Below are 19,195 nucleotides of genomic sequence, written 5' to 3'. Positions count from 1 at the left end.
CCCGGCGGCAGTGGCGCGGTCGAGCTGATGCAAACTGCGGTCGATCTCGCACGTTCAGGCCAGACAGTCGGGCGGTCCCGCCGGAAGCCCATGTCATCCTGGATCGCGCTTGCCGCCATAATCGTCTCGCTGCTGTCGCTGCTGCCGCTGGCGTTCATCATCTGGATCGGTGTGCAGATCGGCTGGGACACTGCTTCGGCCCTGGTCTTCCGGCCGCGCGTCGGCGAACTTCTGGTCAACACCGTGCTTCTGGTGGCGCTCACCGTGCCGATCGCCACCGTGCTGTCGGTGACGCTGGCATGGCTGACCGAGCGCAGCGACCTGCCCGGCGCCCGCCTGTGGGCTTGGCTGTCGGTGGCGCCGCTCGCCATCCCCGCCTTCGTGCATTCCTACGCCTGGATCACCATGGTGCCGACCTTGCACGGCCTGTGGGCCGGCGTGCTGGTCTCGGTTCTCGCCTATTTCCCGTTCCTCTATCTGCCGCTGGCGGCGGCTCTGCGCCGGCTCGATCCTGCTTTGGAGGACGCAGCCGCAGCACTCGGCCTTGGACCATGGCGGGTGTTTTGGCGTGTCGTGCTGCCGCAGCTGAGACTGGCCATTTGCGGCGGCGCGCTGCTGGTCGGCCTGCATCTGCTGGCCGAATACGGCCTCTACGTCTTCATCCGCTTCGACACTTTCACCACCGCGATCGTCGACCAGTTCCAGTCGACCTTCAACGGCCCCGCCGCCAACATGCTGGCCGGCGTCCTGGTGACATGCTGCTTCGTGCTGCTCGCTCTGGAGGTGCTGGTGCGCGGCGAAGAGCGCTATGCCCGCGTCGGCTCAGGCGCGGCGCGCCACCGGCAGCGCTCGAGGCTCGGGCGCGCCACGCTGGCTTGCCTGGCTCTGCCTGCCGTCACCACGCTGCTCGCCATCGGCGTGCCCTTCGTCACCATCGGCCGCTGGCTGGTCGCCGGCGGCGCCGATGTCTGGCGTTTGGACGAGATCGGCCTGGCGCTTGGCCAGACACTGTTCCTGGCGCTGGCCGGCGCCTTGCTTGCGACCATCGCCGCCATGCCGATGGCCTGGATCTCGATCCGCGCGCCGGGACCGCTGCAGCGGCTGCTCGAAGGCTGCAACTACATTGTCGGTTCGCTGCCCGGCGTGGTCATCGCGCTGGCCTTGGTCACCATTACCGTGCGCATCGCCATGCCGCTCTACCAGACGCTGTTCACAATCCTGGTCGCCTATGCCCTGATGTTCCTGCCGCGCGCCTTGATCAGCCTCAGAGCCTCGATCGCACAGGCGCCGGTCGAGCTCGAACGCGCCGCCGCCAGCCTTGGCCGGCCGCCGCTGAAGGCGCTTTGGTCGACAACGATTCGCCTGTCGGCGCCGGGGGCTGCGGCCGGCATGGCGCTGGTCGCGCTCGGCATCATGAACGAGCTGACCGCCACCCAGATGCTGGCGCCCAACGGCACGCGCACGCTGGCCATGGCGTTCTGGTCCTATAGCGGCGAGATCGACTATGCCTCCGCCGCCCCTTACGCCTTCATCATGGTGGCGATGTCGCTGCCGCTGACCTGGCTGCTCTATGTCCAGTCGAAACGGATGGCCGGGCGATGAGCTTTCTCGAAATCAGTGGCCTCACCAAGCACTACGGCCCGGTCGCAGCCCTTGCCGGCATCGAGCTCAGCGCCGCAAGCGGCAGTCGCACCGCGATCGTCGGCCCGTCCGGCTGCGGCAAGACGACGTTGCTGCGGCTGATCGCCGGCTTCGAGGCGCCCGACCAGGGCCGCGTCGTGCTCGACGGCGAGGTGCTGGCCAATGGCGGCCATGCGGTGCCGGCGCACCGCCGCGGCATCGGCCTGGTGGCGCAGGATGGCGCCCTGTTCCCGCATCTCAGCATCGGCGACAATATCGGCTTTGGCATGGCCCGCGGCGAGGACCAGCGCGCCGAGCGCATCGCCGAGCTCGCCTATACCGTCGGGCTGGACAAGGCGATCCTCAAGCGCCGCCCGCACCAGCTCTCCGGCGGCCAGCAGCAGCGCGTGGCGCTGGCCCGCGCCATGGCGATGAAGCCCAGGCTGATGCTTCTCGACGAACCGTTCTCGGCGCTCGACACCGGTCTGCGCGCCTCGATGCGCAAGGCGGTCGCCGAACTACTCGAAGCCGCCGGCATCACCACCATCCTGGTCACCCACGACCAGGCCGAGGCGCTGTCCTTCGCCAGCCAGGTGGCGGTCATGCGCGACGGAAGGTTCTCTCAGATCGGCACACCGCGAGAACTCTATCTGCAGCCGAAAGACCGCATGGTTGCCGAGTTTCTTGGCGACGCCATCATCTTGCCGGCAAAGATTTCAGGCGGCTTCGCCACCTCCTCGCTTGGTCGCATAGCCGTCGACTCGAAGGAGCGGCGCGACATCGCCCGCATCATGCTGCGACCGGAGCAGGTGCAGGTAAAGCGCACGTCGCGCGAAGGCATGTCGGGTCCTGCGGGCACGATATTCGCCGAGGTGACGGACTCGGAATTCGCAGGCTCGATGTGCACCATTGCCGTGCGGCTGTTGAACAACCCCGATCCGCCGGACGCCGCGGCGATCGGCAGCACACCGCTGACCTTACGCAAGCCGGGAATCGACGCACCTGCCGTCGGCGAGATCGTGCGTCTGACAGTTTCCGGCAAGGCGCATGTCTTCGCCTGAACTGCCGATGCGTCGGATTGGCGCGAGCGGCTGCGTCAATCGACTCGTTTCCCAGCATTGTCGAACCAATGCAGCTTCTCGGCCCTGGCCACGACGCGCAGTTGATCGCCGGGTTTGGCCGTGGCGCGGCCGGCCACACGCACGACGATGCGGTTGCCGCCGGCGGCACAGTGAAGAAAGCTTTCGGCTCCCACAGGTTCGACCGCCTCGACCGCCGCAGGCAGAATAAGCGCGCCGGATGATGCCTCGGCACTGAAGGTGACGTCGGCATCCTCAGGGCGGAAGCCAAGCGTGGCGGCGTTCGTAGGCGCGAAGTCAACCGTCTTGCCGTCGGTCAGCGCCGGACCAGCCGGTCCTTGCGAAAGAGGCAGAAGGTTCATCGGCGGCGCTCCGATGAAGGAGGCGACGAAGGTCGATGCCGGCTTCTCGTAGATGTCGAGCGGCGCGCCCGTCTGCTCGACCAACCCGCCATTCATGACGACGAGAATATCGGCCAGCGTCATCGCCTCAAGCTGGTCGTGGGTGACGTAGACCGAGGTGACACCGAGCGAGCGCTGCAAATTCTTGATTTCGACCCGCATCTGGCCGCGCAGTTTGGCGTCGAGGTTGGAAAGCGGTTCGTCGAACAGGAAGACTTTTGGATTGCGCACGATTGCGCGACCCATGGCCACGCGCTGGCGCTGGCCGCCGGAAAGCTCGCGCGGGCGCCGGTCGAGCAGCGCCGTGAGCTCCAGCACCTTGGCGGTCGAGCGAACCCTGCTGTCGATCTCGTCCTTGGGAGTACCCCGGTTGCGCAACCCGTAGGCCATGTTGTCGTAGACCTTCATATGTGGATAGAGCGCATAGTTCTGGAACACCATGGCGATGTCGCGCTCGGTCGGACCGATCGTGTTGACGATCTTGCCGTCGATGGCGACGGTGCCGGAAGAAATGGTCTCAAGCCCGGCGATCATCCGCAGCAGCGTGGACTTGCCGCAGCCGGACGGCCCAACCAGCACGCAAAGCTCCTTGTCGGGAATGGCGATCGAGACACCCCTCACCGCCTCGACGCCGCCGGGATAGACTTTCTTCACATCCTTCAGATCGATGGTCGCCATCAGCTTCTCACTTTTCGGTATCGACCAGTCCGCGCACGAACCAGCGTTGCATCAGCACCACGATCAGGATCGGCGGCAGTATGGCCAGCATCGCGGTGACCATGACCAGATGCCATTGGGTATCGGCATCGGCGAAGGAGACCATTTTTCTAAGTGCGATGACGATGGTGTTCATGTCATTGCTGTTGGTGACGAGCAGCGGCCACAGGTACTGCGTCCAGCCATAAATGAAGAGGATGACGAACAGCGCCGCGATGTTGGTGCGCGACAGCGGCAGCAGGATGTCGAAAAAGAATCGCCATGGTCCGGCGCCGTCGACACGCGCCGCTTCCACCAACTCACCTGGGATGGTCATGAAGAACTGGCGAAACAGAAGCGTGGCGGTGGCCGAGGCGATCAGCGGAATGATCAGGCCGGCATAGGTGTCGATCATGCCGAGATCGACCATCACCTTGTAGGTCGGCAGGATGCGCACCTCGACGGGAAGCATCAGCGTGATGAAGATCAGCCAGAAGAAGACCATCCGAAGCGGAAAACGGAAGAACACGATCGCATAGGCCGAAAGGATCGAGATGAAAATCTTCCCCACCGCGATGCCGAGCGCCATGATCGTGGTGTTGAGCAGCAATCGGCCGACACTGACGCCGCCGATGCGGCCGACACCGCCGAACAGCGCCTCGCTGTAATTGTTCCAGACCTGGTCGCCGGGCAAAAGAGGCAATGGCGGCTTGAGGATGGTCTGCAGCGTCTGCGTGGAGGCAACGAAGGTGTAGTAGATCGGGAAAGCGACGATCAGGATGCCCAGGATGAGCACGGCGTGGGCGATGAGGGCGCGAAGCGGGGACTGACCAATCATCGCTCGCGCTCAACCGTAGTGGACTTTGCGTTCCACATAGCGGAACTGGATGGCCGTGAGTGAGATGACGATGACCATCAGGATGACCGACTGCGCGGCCGAATCGCCGAGGATCAAATTGACGAAACCGTCATTGTAGACCTTGTAGACCAGCGTCTCGGTGGCCTTGCCTGGCCCGCCGCCGGTGACGGCATGAACGATACCGAAAGTGTCGAACAGCGCATAGACAGTGTTGACGACCAGCAGGAAGAAGGTCGTCGGTGCGAGCAGCGGGAAGACGATGGTCCAGAAGCGCTTCGTCTCCCCGGCGCCGTCCATGGCCGCCGCCTCTATCAACGTCTTCGGCACCGCCTGCAGCCCGGCGACGAAGAACAGGAAATTGTAGCTGATCTGCTTCCAGGCAGCCGCAGATACCAGCAGGATCATGGCTTGGTTTCCGTTAAGCAAGGGATCCCAGGCGATGCCGAGACCTCTCAAGGCGTAGGCCAGCGAACCGATCGAGGGGTTGAACAGAAACAGCCACAACATGCCGGCAATCGCCGGCGCCACCGCATACGGCCAGATCAGCAGCGTGCGATAAAGGCCTTTGCCGCGCACCACCTTCTCGGCCATGACGGCAAGCAACAGGGCCACACCCATGGCGACCATCGCGGTCGCCAGAGAGAACACCAGCGTAACTTTGATCGAGTTGAGGTAGGCCGGGTCGGCCAGCACCTTGCGAAAATTGGCGAGCCCGACGAACTTGCTCTTCAGCCCGAACGGGTCTTCCCTAAGCATCGACTGGTAGAGCGCCTGCCCGGTCGGCCAGTAGAAAAAGATCAGCGTAATGGCGAGTTGCGGCGCCACCAGCAGGTAAGGCAGGGTCTTGTTGGGAAAGACGACGCGTGGAGACAGGGTGATTCCCTCGCTATTCAGGAAATCGTCCACGCGGGTCCGCGTGGACGAGGTTCAACTGACAATCGCTTCAGTTTCCGATCGCTTCCTGAATCGCCTTGTTGCCGCGTGCGACCGCGTTGTCGAGCGCCTGCTGCGCAGTCTGCTGGCCGGCCAGCATCTTCTCGAACTCCTCATTCTCGATGTCGCGCACCTGCGGCAGGTTGACGAGGCGCACGCCCTTCGAGTTCTCGGTCGGCGCCTTGCCCAGCATCTGCAGGATCGGCGTCTCACGGCCCGGGTTCTTGTCATAGAAGCCGGACTTCTTGGTCGCCTCATAGGCAGCGAGCGTCACCGGCAGATAACCCGACTTCTGGTGCAGATACTCCTGCACTTCGGTCTTGGACAGGTAGGAGAAGAACGCCGCGACGCCCTTGTATTCCTCGTCCGATTTGTTGCCGAATACCCACAGGCTGGCGCCGCCCGGCGTGGTGTTCTGGGGCGCGCCCTTGGCGTCACTATCATAGGGAAGCTGGCCGATGCCGTAGTTCATGCCCGATTTGACGATGTCACCGAGACCCCCCGACGATTCGGTGAAGATGCCGCATTCTCCGGCAAGAAAGATCTGCTTGGCTTCGGATGTACGGCCGCCATATTTGAAGGTGCCGTCCTTGGCCAGGTCGGCGAGCGCCTGGAAATGATTGACGAAGATCGGCGCATTGATCTTGAGCTCGACGTCGGTTCCGGCAAGTCCGTTCTGGTTGGTGCCATAGGAAACGTCGTTCCAGGCGGCGAAGGCCTCAAGGTGGATCCAGGTCAACCACGTCGAGGTATAGCCGCAGGAAGCGGCGCCGCTCGCCTTGATCTTCTTGGCGGCTTCCCACACCTCGTTCCAGGTCTTTGGCGGATTGTTCACGTCAAGCCCGGCCTTCTGGAAGATATCCTTGTTGTAATAGAGGATGGGCGACGAGGAATTATAGGGGAAGGACAGCATGGTCCCGTCCGGCTTCGAATAGTAGCCGACGATGCCGGGCAAATACTCGCTCTTGTCGAAGGTCACGCCGGCGCTGGTCAGCACATCGGCCACCGGCTTGATCGCACCTTCGGCGGCCATCATGACGCCGGTACCCACGTCGAACACCTGGATGATGTCGGGCGCTTGCCCCGCACGAAAGGCAGCGATGCCGGCATTCAGCGTTTCGGGATAGGTGCCCTTGAAAACAGGGAGAATTTCATAGTCGCTCTGGCTGGCATTGAAATCCTTGGCGATCTTGTCGACCACCTCGGCATTGGCGCCGGTCATTGCATGCCACCAACTGATCTGGGTGGCGGCGAAGGCGGAGGTGGTGGAAAGCAGGGTCAAGGTGGCGGCAACACCGGCCGCAAAGCCGAACAACTTCATGTTTCATCTCCCGTTTGTCATTGGCGAAAGGGGCGCTCCCGCGAACGCAATATGTGTCGCTGATGACAATCGGACAACGGATTTGTTGCTGTTTCGTGAATTTCATACCCGGCTAACTTCGCGCCCCCTCGCCTTGCAACGAGGACAGAGAGAAATGCCAAGCCGGCTCAGCGATAGAATGGGGCATGGTGGGCCTGCAAGGATCGCCGACCGCCCAGCAATGCGTGAAGGGCCCGCGTGACAGCGCCACGCACCTGCACCGTGCGGCCGCCAAACCGGCGCTCGGCCAGATCGAGATCGGCCGAGCGGCATCGCGCCAGGCGCTGCTGTAACCGTGCGTCTGGAATGAGACAGGATCGCCGCAACGTACAACCCGAAAAACCCGCTGTAGTTGTAGTTCGCATAACCGATTCTTCGTCAAGCGTGGCATACTAATCAAGTGGACGGCTTGATTGCTGTGGGAGAGCAGGTGGGGCGAGATGCTGACGGTCTATAATTGTATCGTGCATGAGCACGATCTGAGACTGGTCGCACTGGCAGCGCTCATTTGCGGTATTTCTTCCTTCTCGGCGGTCAACCTGCTTCGCCATGTCGACCGCTCGAGCGAGCGCAACCGCTATACCTGGCTGATGATAGCAGCCACTTCCACCGGCTTCGGTATCTGGGCGACGCACTTCATCGCAATGCTTGCCTTTTCTCCCGGAATCCCCAACGCCTACAATACGGAAATGTCGGCGCTTTCGCTCGCCGGTTCCGTCGCCCTGACCGCTGCGGGCATGTGGATCGCCACCTTGCGCCGGGGCATCGACTACCCTCTGGTCGGCGGCGCGGTCCTCGGCGCTGGTATCGCCGCCATGCACTATATCGGCATGGCCGCCTTCGAGGTCGAAGGGCGCATCGTCTGGAACCCGCTGCTGGTCGGCGTCTCGGTGCTGACAGGCGTCACCCTCGCCGCGCTGGCGCTGCTGGTCGTGTTGCGACGGCCGTCCATGCAGGCCACAATCGCCGCCGCCATCCTGTTGACGCTGGCGATCTGCAGCCTGCACTTCATCGCCATGGGCGCGGTGTCGATCTTCCCGGACTCCTCCATCGAGATATCGCAGTTCACGGTCGAACCGGTGTCGCAGGCCTTCGCCGCCGCTGCAGTCAGCATGGCTATCCTGGTGCTTTCAGCCGCAGCATTGTGGATCGACCTTCGCTTCCGGCGTCACAAGCTCGAGGCCGAGCGCATGCACGGCCTCGCCAACGCCGCCGTCGAGGGGCTGATCGTCTGCGACGGCGCCCGCATCGTCAGCGCCAATGACAGCATCGCGGCACTCACCGGCATTGCGCCGGAAGTGCTGAACGCGATGCTGCTTGGCGACCTCTTCGGCGAACGCACCGCGGCCGGCATGTCCGACTGCAGCGGACAGGCACAGGAAGCCGAACTCAGAGCCCATGACGGCGCCACCATCCCCGTCGAACTTATCGCCAGAAGCATCGACTATTGCGGCAAGCGGCACAGCGTGGTCGCCGTGCGCGACATCCGCGAACGCAGGAAGGCCGAGCAGGAGATACTGCGCCTCGCCCATTTCGACCCGCTGACCGGGCTCCCCAACCGCCGCAGTTTCTCCGGCCGGCTCGAGGCCGAAATTGCCGCAATGGACCGCGGCGGCAAGGGCGGGCATCTTGCGCTGCTGCTGCTAGACCTCGACCGCTTCAAGGAAGTGAACGACCTGTTCGGGCACGGCGCCGGCGATGCCATGCTGCAGAAGGTGGCGCTATGCGCCTCCGCCGTGCTCCGCCACGGACAGATGCTGGCGCGTCTCGGCGGCGACGAGTTCGCCATCATCGCTCCGAACCTTCCCGATCCGCAGGCGGCCGGCCGCATCGCCGAGGCGGTGCTGGCGGCCATGCGCGAGGAAAACCGGCTGTCGGTCGGTGGCGGGCTGGTGTCGGCCAGCATCGGCATTGCACTTTATCCGCTCGACGCCGATGAGCCGACACTCCTGGTCAGCCACGCCGACACCGCGCTCTACCGCGCCAAGGCCGAGGGCAAGGACACCTACCGTTACTTCGAGGCCTCGATGGGCGCCGAGGCGCGAGACCGGCGCGTGATGGAGCACGAACTGCGCCAGGCCATGGCGCGCGATGAGTTTCGCCTCGTTTACCAGCCACAAAAGGAGATCAGCAGCGGGCGGATGGTCGGGTTCGAAGCGCTGATCCGCTGGCGCCATCCGCAGCGCGGCGACGTGTCGCCGGCGACCTTCATCCCGGTGGCCGAAGACAGCGGCGTCATCATCCAGATCGGCGAATGGGTGCTGGCGACGGCCTGCGCCGAGGCTGCGCGCTGGAAGAACCCTCTCACCGTCGCGGTCAATGTCTCGGCGGTGCAGCTCCACAATCCGAATTTCAGCCGCAAGGTGCATGAAGTCCTGCTCGGCTCCGGCCTGACGCCCGGCAGGCTCGAACTCGAGATCACCGAAACGGCGCTGGTCAAGGACATGCCGCGCGCGCTGGCGACCTTGCGCCAGGTGAAGGCGCTTGGCGTGCGTGTGGCGATGGACGATTTCGGCACCGGCTACTCCTCGCTGTCCAATCTCCGCGCCTTCCCCTTCGACAAGATCAAGATCGACGGCTCATTCATCAAATCAGTCGACAGCAACGGCCAGGTGGCAGCCATCGTGCGCGCCGTTCTGGGGCTTGGCCGCGGTCTCGGCCTGCCGGTTCTGGCCGAGGGCGTCGAGACGCTGGGCGAGCTGAAATTCCTCGACGCCGAGGCCTGCGAGATCGGCCAGGGCTATTATCTAGGCCGGCCGAGCCCGATCGAGGCGTTCAGCGAACTGACCGGCGTCGCGGCGCCGGCGGCACAAGAGGACGCCAGCGTCAAACAACGCGGCGGCAGCATCTTGATGCTGCCGCCGGCGGCGGCCCTGCGCTCAGCCTAGAGCAATTTCAGGAAAAGTGTGAAACGGTTTTCCGTCCGAAATTGCGTCGAAACAAAAAAGTTAGCGCGGGTAGCCGTTTCGACGAAACGGTGAACCGCTCTAAGGGGCGAGTGCGGCCTCGACCAGGCGCTTGGCATCCGGTCCTGACCATTCGGCCGGTCCGTTCATATGCGCGATCAGGCAGCCTTCGCCATCGATCAGCATGGTGACGGGGAGGCCTAGCGCCAAGCCACGCGTCTTGACGTCGTTGAACAGCGCCAGCGTCGAATCGCGGTAGTAGCCGAGCGACCCGATGCCGATATCGGCGAGGAACTTCTTGGGCTTCACATCGTCGCCGGCATCGACATTGACCGCGACCACTTCGAAGGCATCGCTGCCCTTTTCCTTCTGCAAGGCGTCGAGCGCCGGCATTTCGGCGCGGCAGGGCGCGCACCACGTTGCCCACAGATTGAGCAGCACGGTCTTGCCGGCATGATCGGCGAGCGTCATCGGCTTGCCGTCGGGACCGTTGAAGGCGAGACTTTCCAGCGATTGCGGCGGATCGGCGGGCAGCAATGCCGCAACCTGGCCGGTGGCCGCGGCGGCAACTTTTTTGGCGCGGTCGCTCTTGGCGGCGCAGGCGACGTCGTCCTTGCTGTTGCCCGCGCCGGCCGCAGGTGCGCTGCCGGTGGCTGCGTTGTTGCCAGACCCGCTCTCGCTGACATATACCGCGACCGCGCCGGCCAGCACGCCCGCCAGCAAAGCGGCGAGGATCAGGCGCGGGGCCGGGAAGTATCTGTTACCGTCTGCCATTTTTCTAAGACTGCTCCGGAGCACGGGTTATAGCGATGAGCGACAAGAAGGCCAGCAACCAGATGTGGGGCGGACGTTTTGCCTCGGGTCCGGCCGCGATCATGGAAGCGATCAACGCGTCGATTTCGTTCGACCGCAAACTCTATGCCCAAGACATAAGAGGTTCGATCGCCCACAGCGAGATGTTGGCTGAAACGGGCATTATTTCGGCGGCCGATCAAGAAAAAATCGCTCACGGGCTGAACACGATCCTGAAAGAGATCGAGGCCGGCACGTTCGAGTTCTCGACCCGGCTGGAAGACATTCACATGAACATCGAGGCCCGCCTTGCCGACCTGATCGGCCCGGCCGCCGGCCGCCTGCACACGGCGCGGTCACGCAACGACCAGGTGGCGGTGGATCTCCGGCTCTGGGTCAAGGACGAGTGCTTTCGCGTCGCCGAGGCGCTGAAGGGGCTGATCTCAGCCTTGCTCGACCGCGCCGAGGAGCATGCGGCGACCGTGATGCCCGGCTTCACCCACATGCAGGCGGCGCAGCCGGTGACCTTCGGCCACCATTGCATGGCCTATGTCGAGATGTTATCGCGCGACCTGTCGCGCGTCCGCGACGCCATCGAGCGGATGGATGAAAGCCCGCTCGGCGCGGCAGCGCTTGCCGGCACCAGTTTTCCGATCGATCGCCACAAGACCGCCAAGGCGCTCGGCTTCCGCGAGCCGATGCGCAATTCCCTGGACAGCGTCTCCGACCGCGATTTCGCGCTGGAGTTTTTGAGCCTGGTGGCGATCTCCGCCACGCATCTATCGCGGCTCGCCGAAGAAATCATCATCTGGTCGACGCCGCAATTCGGCTTTGTCAGACTGTCGGACAGTTTCTCCACCGGCTCCTCAATCATGCCGCAGAAGAAGAACCCGGACGCCGCCGAACTGGTGCGCGGCAAGACCGGCCGCGTCACCGGCCATCTCGTCGGGCTGCTGACGGTGATGAAGGGCATGCCGCTGACCTATGGCAAGGACATGCAGGAAGACAAGGAATCGGTCTTCGACGCCGCCGAGACGCTCGATCTGATGCTGGCGGCGATGACCGGCATGGTGCGCGACATGACGGTCAATGCCGCCGCCATGAAGAAGGCCGCCAGCTCGGGCCACGCGACCGCGACCGACCTCGCCGACTGGCTGGTGCGTACGCTGGGCCTGCCCTTCCGTGAGGCACACCATGTCACCGGTCGCGCGGTGGCGGTGGCCGAAGAGAAGAAGGTGAGCCTTGAAAAGCTGTCGCTGGAAGATCTGCAGTCGATCAACCCCGGCATCACGGCAGACATCTTCTCGGTTCTGGCGGTGCAGAATTCGGTGAAGAGCCGCACCAGTTTCGGCGGCACGGCGCCGTCGGAGGTCAGGAAGCAGATCCGCAGCTGGAAAAAGCGCATCGCCAAGGCATGATGCCGGGGTGCAATGCGCCTAAAACTCGGTTAAAAGCGCAGCACATAAAGTTTCGGACGGATGGATCGATGACCGCAAGCAGGATTTTGGTGACGCTGACGCTGCTTACGGCGATAGCTGCCGTGACCGCTTGCGGCCGTAAGGCCGGTCTCGACACGCCCTATGAAGCGGCCGTCCAGGCCCGCAAGGACGCCGAGCGCGCCAAACAGCCGGTGCCGCCGGAGCCGGAAAAACCGGTCGTGGACAAGAAGTTCATCCTCGACCCGCTGATCTAGAGCCGATGAGACCGGCTTGGTCTTTCTGGCCAGGTCTCGTGCTAACCAGGTCTCGTGCTCCAACTTCCGGAAACACTCTCGTGAACCATTTCGATTACCGCGACGGCGTGCTCCATGCCGAGGACGTGGCGATACCAGACATCGCCGCAAGCGTCGGCACGCCGTTCTATTGTTATTCGACGGCAACCTTGACCAGACACTACCGGGTGTTCGCCGGGGCCTTTGCCGGGCTCGACACGCTGGTCTGTTACGCCTTGAAGGCGAATTCCAACCAGGCGGTGCTGCGGACGCTGGCAAAGCTCGGCGCCGGCGCCGATACCGTCTCGGAAGGCGAAATGCGCCGCGCGCTCGCCGCCGGAATCCCGGCCAACAAGATCGTGTTTTCCGGTGTCGGCAAGACCGCGCGCGAGATGGATTTCGCGCTCGAGGCCGGCATTCTCTGCTTCAATGTCGAATCCGAGCCGGAGCTTGAATTGCTGTCGGCCCGCGCCACCGCGCTCGGCAAGGTGGCGCCGGTGTCGCTGCGCATCAACCCGGATGTCGACGCCAGGACGCACAGGAAGATCTCCACCGGCAAGGCCGAGAACAAGTTCGGCATTCCCTGGCAACGGGCGCGCCAGGTCTATGCCCGCGCGGCCGGGCTGCCGGGCACCAAGCCCATCGGCATCGATACCCATATCGGCAGCCAGATCACCGAGTTGCAGCCCTTTGACGATGCTTTCGCGCTTCTGGCGGAACTGGTCGGCGCGCTACGCGCCGATGGCCACGCCGTCGAGCATGTCGATCTCGGCGGCGGCCTCGGCATCCCCTACCGCACCGACAACAGCCCGCCGCCTCTGCCCGATGCCTATGCCGAGATCGTCAGGAAGCATCTGACAAAGCTTGGAGTGAAGGTGATGTTCGAGCCGGGCCGGCTGATCGTTGGCAATGCCGGCATCCTGGTCTCGGAAGTGATCTTCGTGAAGGAAGGCGACGCCAAGAACTTCCTCGTCGTCGACGCCGCCATGAACGATCTGATCCGGCCGACGCTCTACGATGCCTTCCACGACATCAAGCCGGTGGTGCAGCCGCCGGCCGACACGCCGCGCATGGGGGTCGACGTCGTCGGCCCGGTCTGCGAGACCGGCGACTATCTCGGCCTCGACCGTGACCTGCCCCGGCTCAAGTCTGGCGACCTCATTGCCGTCACCACCGCCGGCGCCTATGGCGCGGTGCAATCCGGCACCTACAACACCCGCCTACTTGTGCCTGAGGTTCTGGTCGACGGCGACCGTTTCCATGTCGTACGCCGGCGCCAGACCTATGACGAGCTTATCGGCCTGGATTCGGTGCCCGACTGGCTTGCATAGGAGCCGCCACGGCGGCTGCGCTACAGCCGGTTTTGGATGAGCATCCTTGTGTCGGCGATCCTGTCCTCGTCGCGGCGGTAGAACGTCCATTGCTTGATGCGCTTGGGCCGCAGCAGGCCGGCCTGGGTAAGCACGCGCATATGTTCGGAGAGCGTCGCCTGCGTAATGCCGAGCTTCTCCGCGATCAGCAGCGCGCAAACGCCGTCCTCGACCAGATCGCCGTCTGCCTGGGCCGGGAAATGCGCCTGCGGATCCTTCAGCCAGTCGAGGATCTGCAGCCTGCGTTCATTGGCGATCGCCTTGAAGACATCAACCTCTTGCATTTAGCCATTTTGCCAAGTTACTAATTGCTGTCAATCCCAAGGAGATGGTCATGACGAACGGCAACACCGTCACGCGCGAACGCATTGCCGCGATGGAACCGCGCATCCGCCGCTATATCAGGCACACGCCGGTGCTGCGCGTCGACATGGCCGATTTCGACCGGCCGCCGCTGGCGGTCGACCTCAAGCTCGAATGCCTGCAGCATTCCGGTTCGTTCAAAGCGCGCGGCGCCTTCACCAATCTGCTCGAACGGCCGGTGCCTGCGGCCGGCGTGGTTGCGGCTTCGGGCGGCAATCATGGCGCCGCGGTCGCCTATGCCGCCATGCGGCTTGGCCACAAGGCGACGATCTTCGTTCCCGAAGTCAGCCCACCGGCCAAGCTGCAGCGCATCCGCGGCTACGGCGCCGAACTGATGGTCGGCGGCGCCCGCTATGCCGAGGCGCTGGCCGCCAGCGAGGCTTTTGCCGAAAAGACCGGCGCGCTGCAGATCCATGCCTTCAACCAGGAGGAAACATTGGTCGGCCAGGGCACGCTCGGCCTCGAAATCGAAACCGATCTGCCAGACATCGACACGCTGCTGGTCGCTGTCGGCGGCGGCGGCCTGATCGGCGGCATCGCCGCCTGGTTTGCCGGCCGCATCAGGATCATCGCCATCGAGCCCGAAGGCGCGCCGACGCTGCATCGCGCCTTCGAGGCCGGCCACCCCGTCGATGCGCCGGCCGAAGGCGTCGCCGCCGATTCGCTGGCGCCCAAACGCGTCGGCGAGATGATGTTCCCGATCGCCGAGGCCTTCGTCGAACGCTCCATCCTGGTCACCGACGACGCCATCATTGCCGCGCAGAAGGCGCTGTGGGAGCGGGTGCGGATCATCGCCGAGCCGGGTGGCGCCGCAGCCTTTGCGGCTCTCTTGTCCGGCCGCTACACACCGGCGCGGGGCGAGCGGATTGCCGTCCTTGTCTGCGGCTCGAATACCGATCCGGCGAAATTCTAAACCTTGCTTCGACTGAAGTGGGACGCAAACCCGTCAAAGCTTTTCAAGTTTTCCGGAACCGCCTCGCCTTTGCCGTGTTTGCTGGTAAACTTCTGCTTGTTGAGTCCGGGCTATCCCGCCCGGGCAGGAAGGGCCGATGACGGAACGCCCCATTTCCAGTGGCGATCGCAGCCTGGCCGGGCGGCTTGCCCTGAGCCGGCTGGCGACACGGGTCTCGATGACGGTCGAGCGCGGCTGGCCGCTGCTTCTGCCGCTGCTCATCATCGCCAGCCTGTTTCTCAGCCTCTCCTGGCTCGGCCTTTTCCCCCGGCTGCCTGACATTGCGCGCATTATCCTGGTCACTGCGTTCGGTATTGCCACGCTGGCGGCGCTCTATCCGCTGCGTTTCTTCAAGCTTCCATCCGCCGCTGAAATCGACCGCCGTATCGAGGCCGCCAACCAGCTGCAGCACAGCCCGGTGCTGGTGCAGACCGACCGTCCCAGCGGCAAGGAAAGCATCTTTTCCCAGGCGTTGTGGCGCGAACACCAAAAGCGCATGGCCGACAAGCTCGGCAGCCTTGGCGCCGACCTGCCGCGTACCCGCGTGCCGGAGCGCGATCCGTGGGCATTGCGCGCCGTGGCGGCGCTGCTGTTGGTCACCGCTTTTGCCTTTTCCTTCGGACCGTCCGGCGGCAGGCTGTCCGATGGTTTCAGTGCCCATGCGGCGCGCGACATCGTACCGCCGCGCATCGATGCCTGGGTGACCCCGCCGGCCTATACCGGCAAGCCGCCCATCTTCTTGACCGCGCCAGTCATCGATGGCAACGCCAAGCAGGCGGTTGCCACCTTCACCGTGCCGCAAGGCAGCGACGTCTCGCTGCGCGTGACCGGCGGCTCCGGCGAGGAAACGCTAAGCTTTGCCGACAAGGGCGGCAATGCTCGCGCCATCGACCCGTCGGGACCACAGGTGGCGGCCGTCAAGGCAGCGGCGGTCAACCCGGCGACCCCCAAGCTGCGCCAGTTCACCGGCAAGCTGACCGCCGACGGGACACTGACGCTGAAGTCGGGCGAAGCCGATCTCGGTCGCTGGGCCTTCGCGGTGATCCCCGACAAGCCGCCGACGATCCGCTTCGTCGGCGAGCCCAAGCGCGCCGTCAACGGCGCCTTCGAGCTCAACTACCAGATCGACGACGACTATGGCGCGGCCACCGCCAAGGCGGTTTTCGCGCTGGCCGATCCGGCGGCGCCCGATGCGCATCCGCTCTACGGCCCGCCTGACCTGCCGCTGGCGCTGCCGCGCCGCGGCGGCAAGGCGAACGCCGCCAAGACCACCAAGGACCTCACCGAGCACGTCTGGGCCGGCGCCAGCATCAAGCTGTCGCTTGTCGCCACCGACGATGCCGGACACACCGCGACCAGCGAAACCAAGACTATTGTGATGCCGGAGCGGCCCTTCGCCAACCCGCTGGCGCGGGCCGTGGTCGAGCAGCGCCGCCTACTGGCGCTCGACGCCAATGCCAAGCCGCGCGTGCTCGACCTGATGGACGCCATCACGCTGCGGCCCGAGGACACGTTCGACAACATGTCGCATTACCTCGCCATCATGAGCGCCCGCAGCCGGCTGAAGATGTCGGACAGCGACGATCAGTTGCGCAACGAGGTTGCCTATCTCTGGGAAATCGCGCTCGGCATCGAGGAAGGCAATCTCTCGTCCGCCGAAAAGCGGCTCCGCCAAGCCCAGCAGGCGCTGCAGGACGCCATCAAGCGCGGCGCCAGCGACGAAGAGATCGAAAAGGCGATGAAGGAACTGCGCGAGGCGATGAACGAATTCCTGCAGGAATTCGCCGAGCGCGCCAAGCAGAACCCGAACGCGCCGCAGATGCAACAGAATGGTCGCGAGCTGCGTCAGAGTGATATCGACCGCATGATGGACCAGATCGAGAACCTGGCGAAGTCGGGCGACCGCGACAAGGCGCAGGAGCTGCTGTCGCAGCTGGAAAACATGATGAACAACCTGCAGGCCGGCCGTCAGCAGCAGGGCGGCGAGCAGGACAGCGAGATGCGCCAGCAGATGGACAAGCTGGGCGAGATCATGCGCCGCCAGCAGGAGATGATGAACGACACCTACCGCATGGACCAGATGCAGCGCGGAGATAATCAGCAGCCCGGCGAAGGCAATGGCGACGACCCGGACCAGCCGGGCGTCGGCAAGGATCGCGATCCTCTCGCCCGGCCGAAGTCGATGACACCGCAGGAATTCGCCGATGCGATGAAGCAGCTGCAGGAAGGCCAGGGCCAGTTGCAGAGCGAACTCGACAAGCTGAAGAAGGGCCTGGAAGGCATGGGCATGCAACCCAATGAGGGGTTTGGCGACGCTGGCAAATCCATGGGCAATGCCGAAAAGTCGCTTGGCGAAGGCGAAGGCGACCAAGCAGTCGGCCACCAGGGTCGCGCGCTGGAAGCGCTGCGCAAGGGCGCCAAGGAGATGATGAAGCAGCTGCAGGCGATGCAGGGGGACCAGGGCGGCAGCCAGGAAGGCGGCCGCCAACAGGACGCCGGCCGCGATCCGCTGGGCCGACCGCGCGCCAGCCGCGGACCCGATTTCGGCGATTCGGTGAAGGTGCCCGACGAGATCGACGTGCAGCGCGCCCGCCAGATTCTCGAGGCGATTCGCAAGCGGCTCGGCAACGCGCTCAGCCCCGACATCGAGCGCAGCTACCTCGAGCGGCTGCTGGAGCTGAAGTAGCCTCCAAGGCAACATCCGTCGAACTGAATGGTATCAGCGCCATGCCGAAACTCGGTGCCGTCACGCCCATCCTGCGCATCTTCGACATCGCCAAGGCACGCGAATTCTATGTCGACTTTCTCGGCTTCAAGGTCGAGTTCGAGCACCGCTTCGACGACAATGCGCCGCTCTACATGGGTGTAATCCGCGACGGCTGTGTCCTGCATCTGAGCGAACATCATGGCGACGGCGCGCCGGGTATAGCCATGCGCATCAAGGTCGAGGACATCGCGGCATTGCACCGCGAACTGATCGGCAAGAGATACCGCTACGCCCGGCCGGGCCTCGAAACCACGTCGTGGCAGACCCGTGAAGTGTCGGTCGGCGACCCCTTCGGCAATCGCCTGCATTTCTACGAGGATGCAACAGACTAAGCCGGCCGGTTGACGAACGCCTCGCGGATCGCCTCCTGCATGCCGTCGATAGCTTCGCCTGAGGCATTTGGGCTGCGGTGCATCACCACATTCGAGGAATCGATATGGCCGAACCCGTCAGCGGCGGTGAGTTCACGACAGCCATCCGGAATATTGCTGTGCGAGATCGGCGCGATCGCCAGGCCAGAGGTGACGGCGAGCTTCAGGCCGCCGGTGGTGTCGCTGGTATAGGCGACACGGTAGGCCAGCCCACGCTGCTCAAGCGATTTGATGGCAAAGTCCTTGCACCAGCCGGCCCGGTTGTAGAGCGCGATCGGCACCGGCCGCTCCTCATGCATGTGATGCAGGCTCGATGTCACCCACACGGTCGGATCGTGCATCAGCACCTCGCCGCCGGAAGGATCCTGCCATTCGAACACCACGGCGAGGTCGAGTTCACCGGCGGCTAGCGCCGCCAGCTGGGCGCCGGAATGTGCATAGCGCACGGTGACCTCGACCTTGGTGTGACGCTTCGAGAAGGCGCCGAGCGCGCGCGACAGGATGGCGTGACCATATTCCTCGGGAATGCCGATGCGCACCGGCCCGCCAAGCGGTGCCGCCGCCATCGATGCCGCCGTCTCGTCGAGCAGAGAGACGATGCGGCGGGCATTGACGATCAGCTCGCCGCCACGGCGCGTCAGCGCCACGCCGCGCGAGCCGCGTTCGAACAGGCTGTCGCCGACCAGCTCCTCGAGCTTCTTCATCTGCATCGACACCGCCGACTGGGTGCGCCCGGCCTGCTCCGCCGCCCGGGTGAAATTGCCCGCTTCGGCAATGGCGACAAAGGTGCGCAGGAGATCGCTGTCGAGGGCTGGCCGCATCGAATCCGTCATAAGCAAATTTGATCGCTGGTATCATTCCAATTCGTTTGCAACATGTCAAACGCCGCAGCATAGTCCGCTCACCCATTGGATATGCCGCCGCGAAACCGGCTGCGGACCAATCAAAGAGTCCTCACTCATACCCGCTGCCCGAAACGGTGGCGGGTTCTTTTTACCCCATGGCCGGGCGGCTG

At 64.2% G+C, this 19,195-nt stretch carries 17 protein-coding genes; 10 read left to right on the top strand and 7 right to left on the bottom strand.

Features of this window, described 5'->3' with window-relative positions:
* Window positions 1-27 precede the first annotated feature (27 nt).
* The gene (locus NKJ57_RS16570) at window positions 28-1,602 is read left to right on the top strand and encodes an ABC transporter permease (RefSeq protein ID WP_352511810.1); all 1,575 of its coding nucleotides are present in this window, start codon (window positions 28-30) and stop codon (window positions 1,600-1,602) included.
* On the top strand, window positions 1,599-2,681 hold the full coding sequence (locus NKJ57_RS16565) for an ABC transporter ATP-binding protein (protein WP_023704309.1): 1,083 nt from the start codon (window positions 1,599-1,601) through the stop codon (window positions 2,679-2,681). The genes NKJ57_RS16570 and NKJ57_RS16565 overlap by 4 nt, the downstream gene beginning before the upstream one ends.
* A 35-nt stretch (window positions 2,682-2,716) precedes the next feature.
* On the opposite strand, the gene NKJ57_RS16560 is transcribed toward NKJ57_RS16565, so the two are convergent.
* The 4 genes from NKJ57_RS16560 to ugpB form a co-directional block, all read right to left on the bottom strand.
* Complete coding sequence (locus tag NKJ57_RS16560) at window positions 2,717-3,778, bottom strand: sn-glycerol-3-phosphate import ATP-binding protein UgpC (protein WP_023673333.1); 1,062 nt, start codon at window positions 3,776-3,778, stop codon at window positions 2,717-2,719.
* Between the two features lie 7 nt (window positions 3,779-3,785).
* A complete protein-coding gene (gene ugpE / locus NKJ57_RS16555; protein WP_023694018.1) occupies window positions 3,786-4,634 on the bottom strand; it encodes a sn-glycerol-3-phosphate ABC transporter permease UgpE in 849 nt (282 codons plus the stop codon).
* A 9-nt stretch (window positions 4,635-4,643) separates the two neighbouring features.
* On the bottom strand, window positions 4,644-5,528 hold the full coding sequence (ugpA, locus tag NKJ57_RS16550) for a sn-glycerol-3-phosphate ABC transporter permease UgpA (protein WP_023685330.1): 885 nt from the start codon (window positions 5,526-5,528) through the stop codon (window positions 4,644-4,646).
* A 70-nt stretch (window positions 5,529-5,598) separates the two neighbouring features.
* Window positions 5,599-6,909, bottom strand: a complete 1,311-nt coding sequence (ugpB, locus tag NKJ57_RS16545; protein WP_023734601.1) for a sn-glycerol-3-phosphate ABC transporter substrate-binding protein UgpB — start codon at window positions 6,907-6,909, stop codon at window positions 5,599-5,601.
* Between the two features lie 185 nt (window positions 6,910-7,094).
* Between ugpB and NKJ57_RS16540 the strand changes: the two genes are divergently transcribed.
* Window positions 7,095-7,241 (top strand): hypothetical protein, encoded by a 147-nt coding sequence (locus tag NKJ57_RS16540; RefSeq protein ID WP_023734602.1) that lies wholly within the window; start codon window positions 7,095-7,097, stop codon window positions 7,239-7,241.
* Window positions 7,242-7,388: 147 nt separating this feature from the next.
* On the top strand, window positions 7,389-9,836 hold the full coding sequence (locus tag NKJ57_RS16535) for a bifunctional diguanylate cyclase/phosphodiesterase (protein WP_023734603.1): 2,448 nt from the start codon (window positions 7,389-7,391) through the stop codon (window positions 9,834-9,836).
* Window positions 9,837-9,935: 99 nt separating this feature from the next.
* On the opposite strand, the gene tlpA is transcribed toward NKJ57_RS16535, so the two are convergent.
* On the bottom strand, window positions 9,936-10,628 hold the full coding sequence (gene tlpA / locus NKJ57_RS16530) for a thiol:disulfide interchange protein TlpA (protein ID WP_023734604.1): 693 nt from the start codon (window positions 10,626-10,628) through the stop codon (window positions 9,936-9,938).
* Window positions 10,629-10,663: 35 nt separating this feature from the next.
* Between tlpA and argH the strand changes: the two genes are divergently transcribed.
* The 3 genes from argH to lysA all read left to right on the top strand — a co-directional run bounded on the left by argH (window position 10,664) and on the right by lysA (window position 13,688).
* Window positions 10,664-12,064 (top strand): argininosuccinate lyase, encoded by a 1,401-nt coding sequence (gene argH, locus NKJ57_RS16525; RefSeq protein WP_023734605.1) that lies wholly within the window; start codon window positions 10,664-10,666, stop codon window positions 12,062-12,064.
* 68 nt (window positions 12,065-12,132) lie between these two features.
* A complete protein-coding gene (locus tag NKJ57_RS16520) occupies window positions 12,133-12,339 on the top strand; it encodes a hypothetical protein (protein ID WP_023743996.1) in 207 nt (68 codons plus the stop codon).
* An 80-nt stretch (window positions 12,340-12,419) separates the two neighbouring features.
* Window positions 12,420-13,688, top strand: coding sequence for a diaminopimelate decarboxylase (gene lysA, locus NKJ57_RS16515; RefSeq protein WP_352511813.1), 1,269 nt, complete (start codon window positions 12,420-12,422; stop codon window positions 13,686-13,688).
* Between the two features lie 20 nt (window positions 13,689-13,708).
* On the opposite strand, the gene NKJ57_RS16510 is transcribed toward lysA, so the two are convergent.
* Window positions 13,709-14,011 (bottom strand): ArsR/SmtB family transcription factor, encoded by a 303-nt coding sequence (locus tag NKJ57_RS16510; protein WP_023694025.1) that lies wholly within the window; start codon window positions 14,009-14,011, stop codon window positions 13,709-13,711.
* Window positions 14,012-14,061: 50 nt separating this feature from the next.
* Between NKJ57_RS16510 and NKJ57_RS16505 the strand changes: the two genes are divergently transcribed.
* From NKJ57_RS16505 to NKJ57_RS16495, 3 genes are all read left to right on the top strand, one after another.
* The gene (locus NKJ57_RS16505; RefSeq protein ID WP_352511814.1) at window positions 14,062-15,003 is read left to right on the top strand and encodes a threonine/serine dehydratase; all 942 of its coding nucleotides are present in this window, start codon (window positions 14,062-14,064) and stop codon (window positions 15,001-15,003) included.
* 136 nt (window positions 15,004-15,139) lie between these two features.
* Window positions 15,140-17,728 (top strand): TIGR02302 family protein, encoded by a 2,589-nt coding sequence (locus tag NKJ57_RS16500; protein WP_023711721.1) that lies wholly within the window; start codon window positions 15,140-15,142, stop codon window positions 17,726-17,728.
* Between the two features lie 41 nt (window positions 17,729-17,769).
* Window positions 17,770-18,141 (top strand): glyoxalase superfamily protein, encoded by a 372-nt coding sequence (locus NKJ57_RS16495; RefSeq protein ID WP_023685340.1) that lies wholly within the window; start codon window positions 17,770-17,772, stop codon window positions 18,139-18,141.
* On the opposite strand, the gene NKJ57_RS16490 is transcribed toward NKJ57_RS16495, so the two are convergent.
* Entirely contained in the window at window positions 18,138-19,001 is an 864-nt protein-coding gene (locus tag NKJ57_RS16490; protein WP_023726969.1) for a LysR family transcriptional regulator, read from the bottom strand. The genes NKJ57_RS16495 and NKJ57_RS16490 overlap by 4 nt on opposite strands.
* Between the last annotated feature and the right edge of the window lie 194 nt (window positions 19,002-19,195).

The organism is Mesorhizobium sp. M0077 (assembly GCF_040322955.1).
Lineage (GTDB): Bacteria > Pseudomonadota > Alphaproteobacteria > Rhizobiales > Rhizobiaceae > Mesorhizobium.
This window is presented reverse-complemented; position numbering and strand designations above follow the sequence as displayed.

Coding starts and splice junctions, on each gene's coding strand:
- ugpB (WP_023734601.1), bottom strand. CDS start 6,909: ATGAAGTTGTTCGGCTTTGCGGCCGGTGTTGCCGCCACCTTGACCCTG.
- NKJ57_RS16495 (WP_023685340.1), top strand. CDS start 17,770: ATGCCGAAACTCGGTGCCGTCACGCCCATCCTGCGCATCTTCGACATC.
- NKJ57_RS16510 (WP_023694025.1), bottom strand. CDS start 14,011: ATGCAAGAGGTTGATGTCTTCAAGGCGATCGCCAATGAACGCAGGCTG.
- NKJ57_RS16535 (WP_023734603.1), top strand. CDS start 7,389: ATGCTGACGGTCTATAATTGTATCGTGCATGAGCACGATCTGAGACTG.
- NKJ57_RS16520 (WP_023743996.1), top strand. CDS start 12,133: ATGACCGCAAGCAGGATTTTGGTGACGCTGACGCTGCTTACGGCGATA.
- NKJ57_RS16490 (WP_023726969.1), bottom strand. CDS start 19,001: ATGCGGCCAGCCCTCGACAGCGATCTCCTGCGCACCTTTGTCGCCATT.
- NKJ57_RS16540 (WP_023734602.1), top strand. CDS start 7,095: ATGGTGGGCCTGCAAGGATCGCCGACCGCCCAGCAATGCGTGAAGGGC.
- tlpA (WP_023734604.1), bottom strand. CDS start 10,628: ATGGCAGACGGTAACAGATACTTCCCGGCCCCGCGCCTGATCCTCGCC.
- argH (WP_023734605.1), top strand. CDS start 10,664: ATGAGCGACAAGAAGGCCAGCAACCAGATGTGGGGCGGACGTTTTGCC.
- NKJ57_RS16505 (WP_352511814.1), top strand. CDS start 14,062: ATGACGAACGGCAACACCGTCACGCGCGAACGCATTGCCGCGATGGAA.
- NKJ57_RS16500 (WP_023711721.1), top strand. CDS start 15,140: ATGACGGAACGCCCCATTTCCAGTGGCGATCGCAGCCTGGCCGGGCGG.
- NKJ57_RS16565 (WP_023704309.1), top strand. CDS start 1,599: ATGAGCTTTCTCGAAATCAGTGGCCTCACCAAGCACTACGGCCCGGTC.
- ugpE (WP_023694018.1), bottom strand. CDS start 4,634: ATGATTGGTCAGTCCCCGCTTCGCGCCCTCATCGCCCACGCCGTGCTC.
- NKJ57_RS16560 (WP_023673333.1), bottom strand. CDS start 3,778: ATGGCGACCATCGATCTGAAGGATGTGAAGAAAGTCTATCCCGGCGGC.
- NKJ57_RS16570 (WP_352511810.1), top strand. CDS start 28: ATGCAAACTGCGGTCGATCTCGCACGTTCAGGCCAGACAGTCGGGCGG.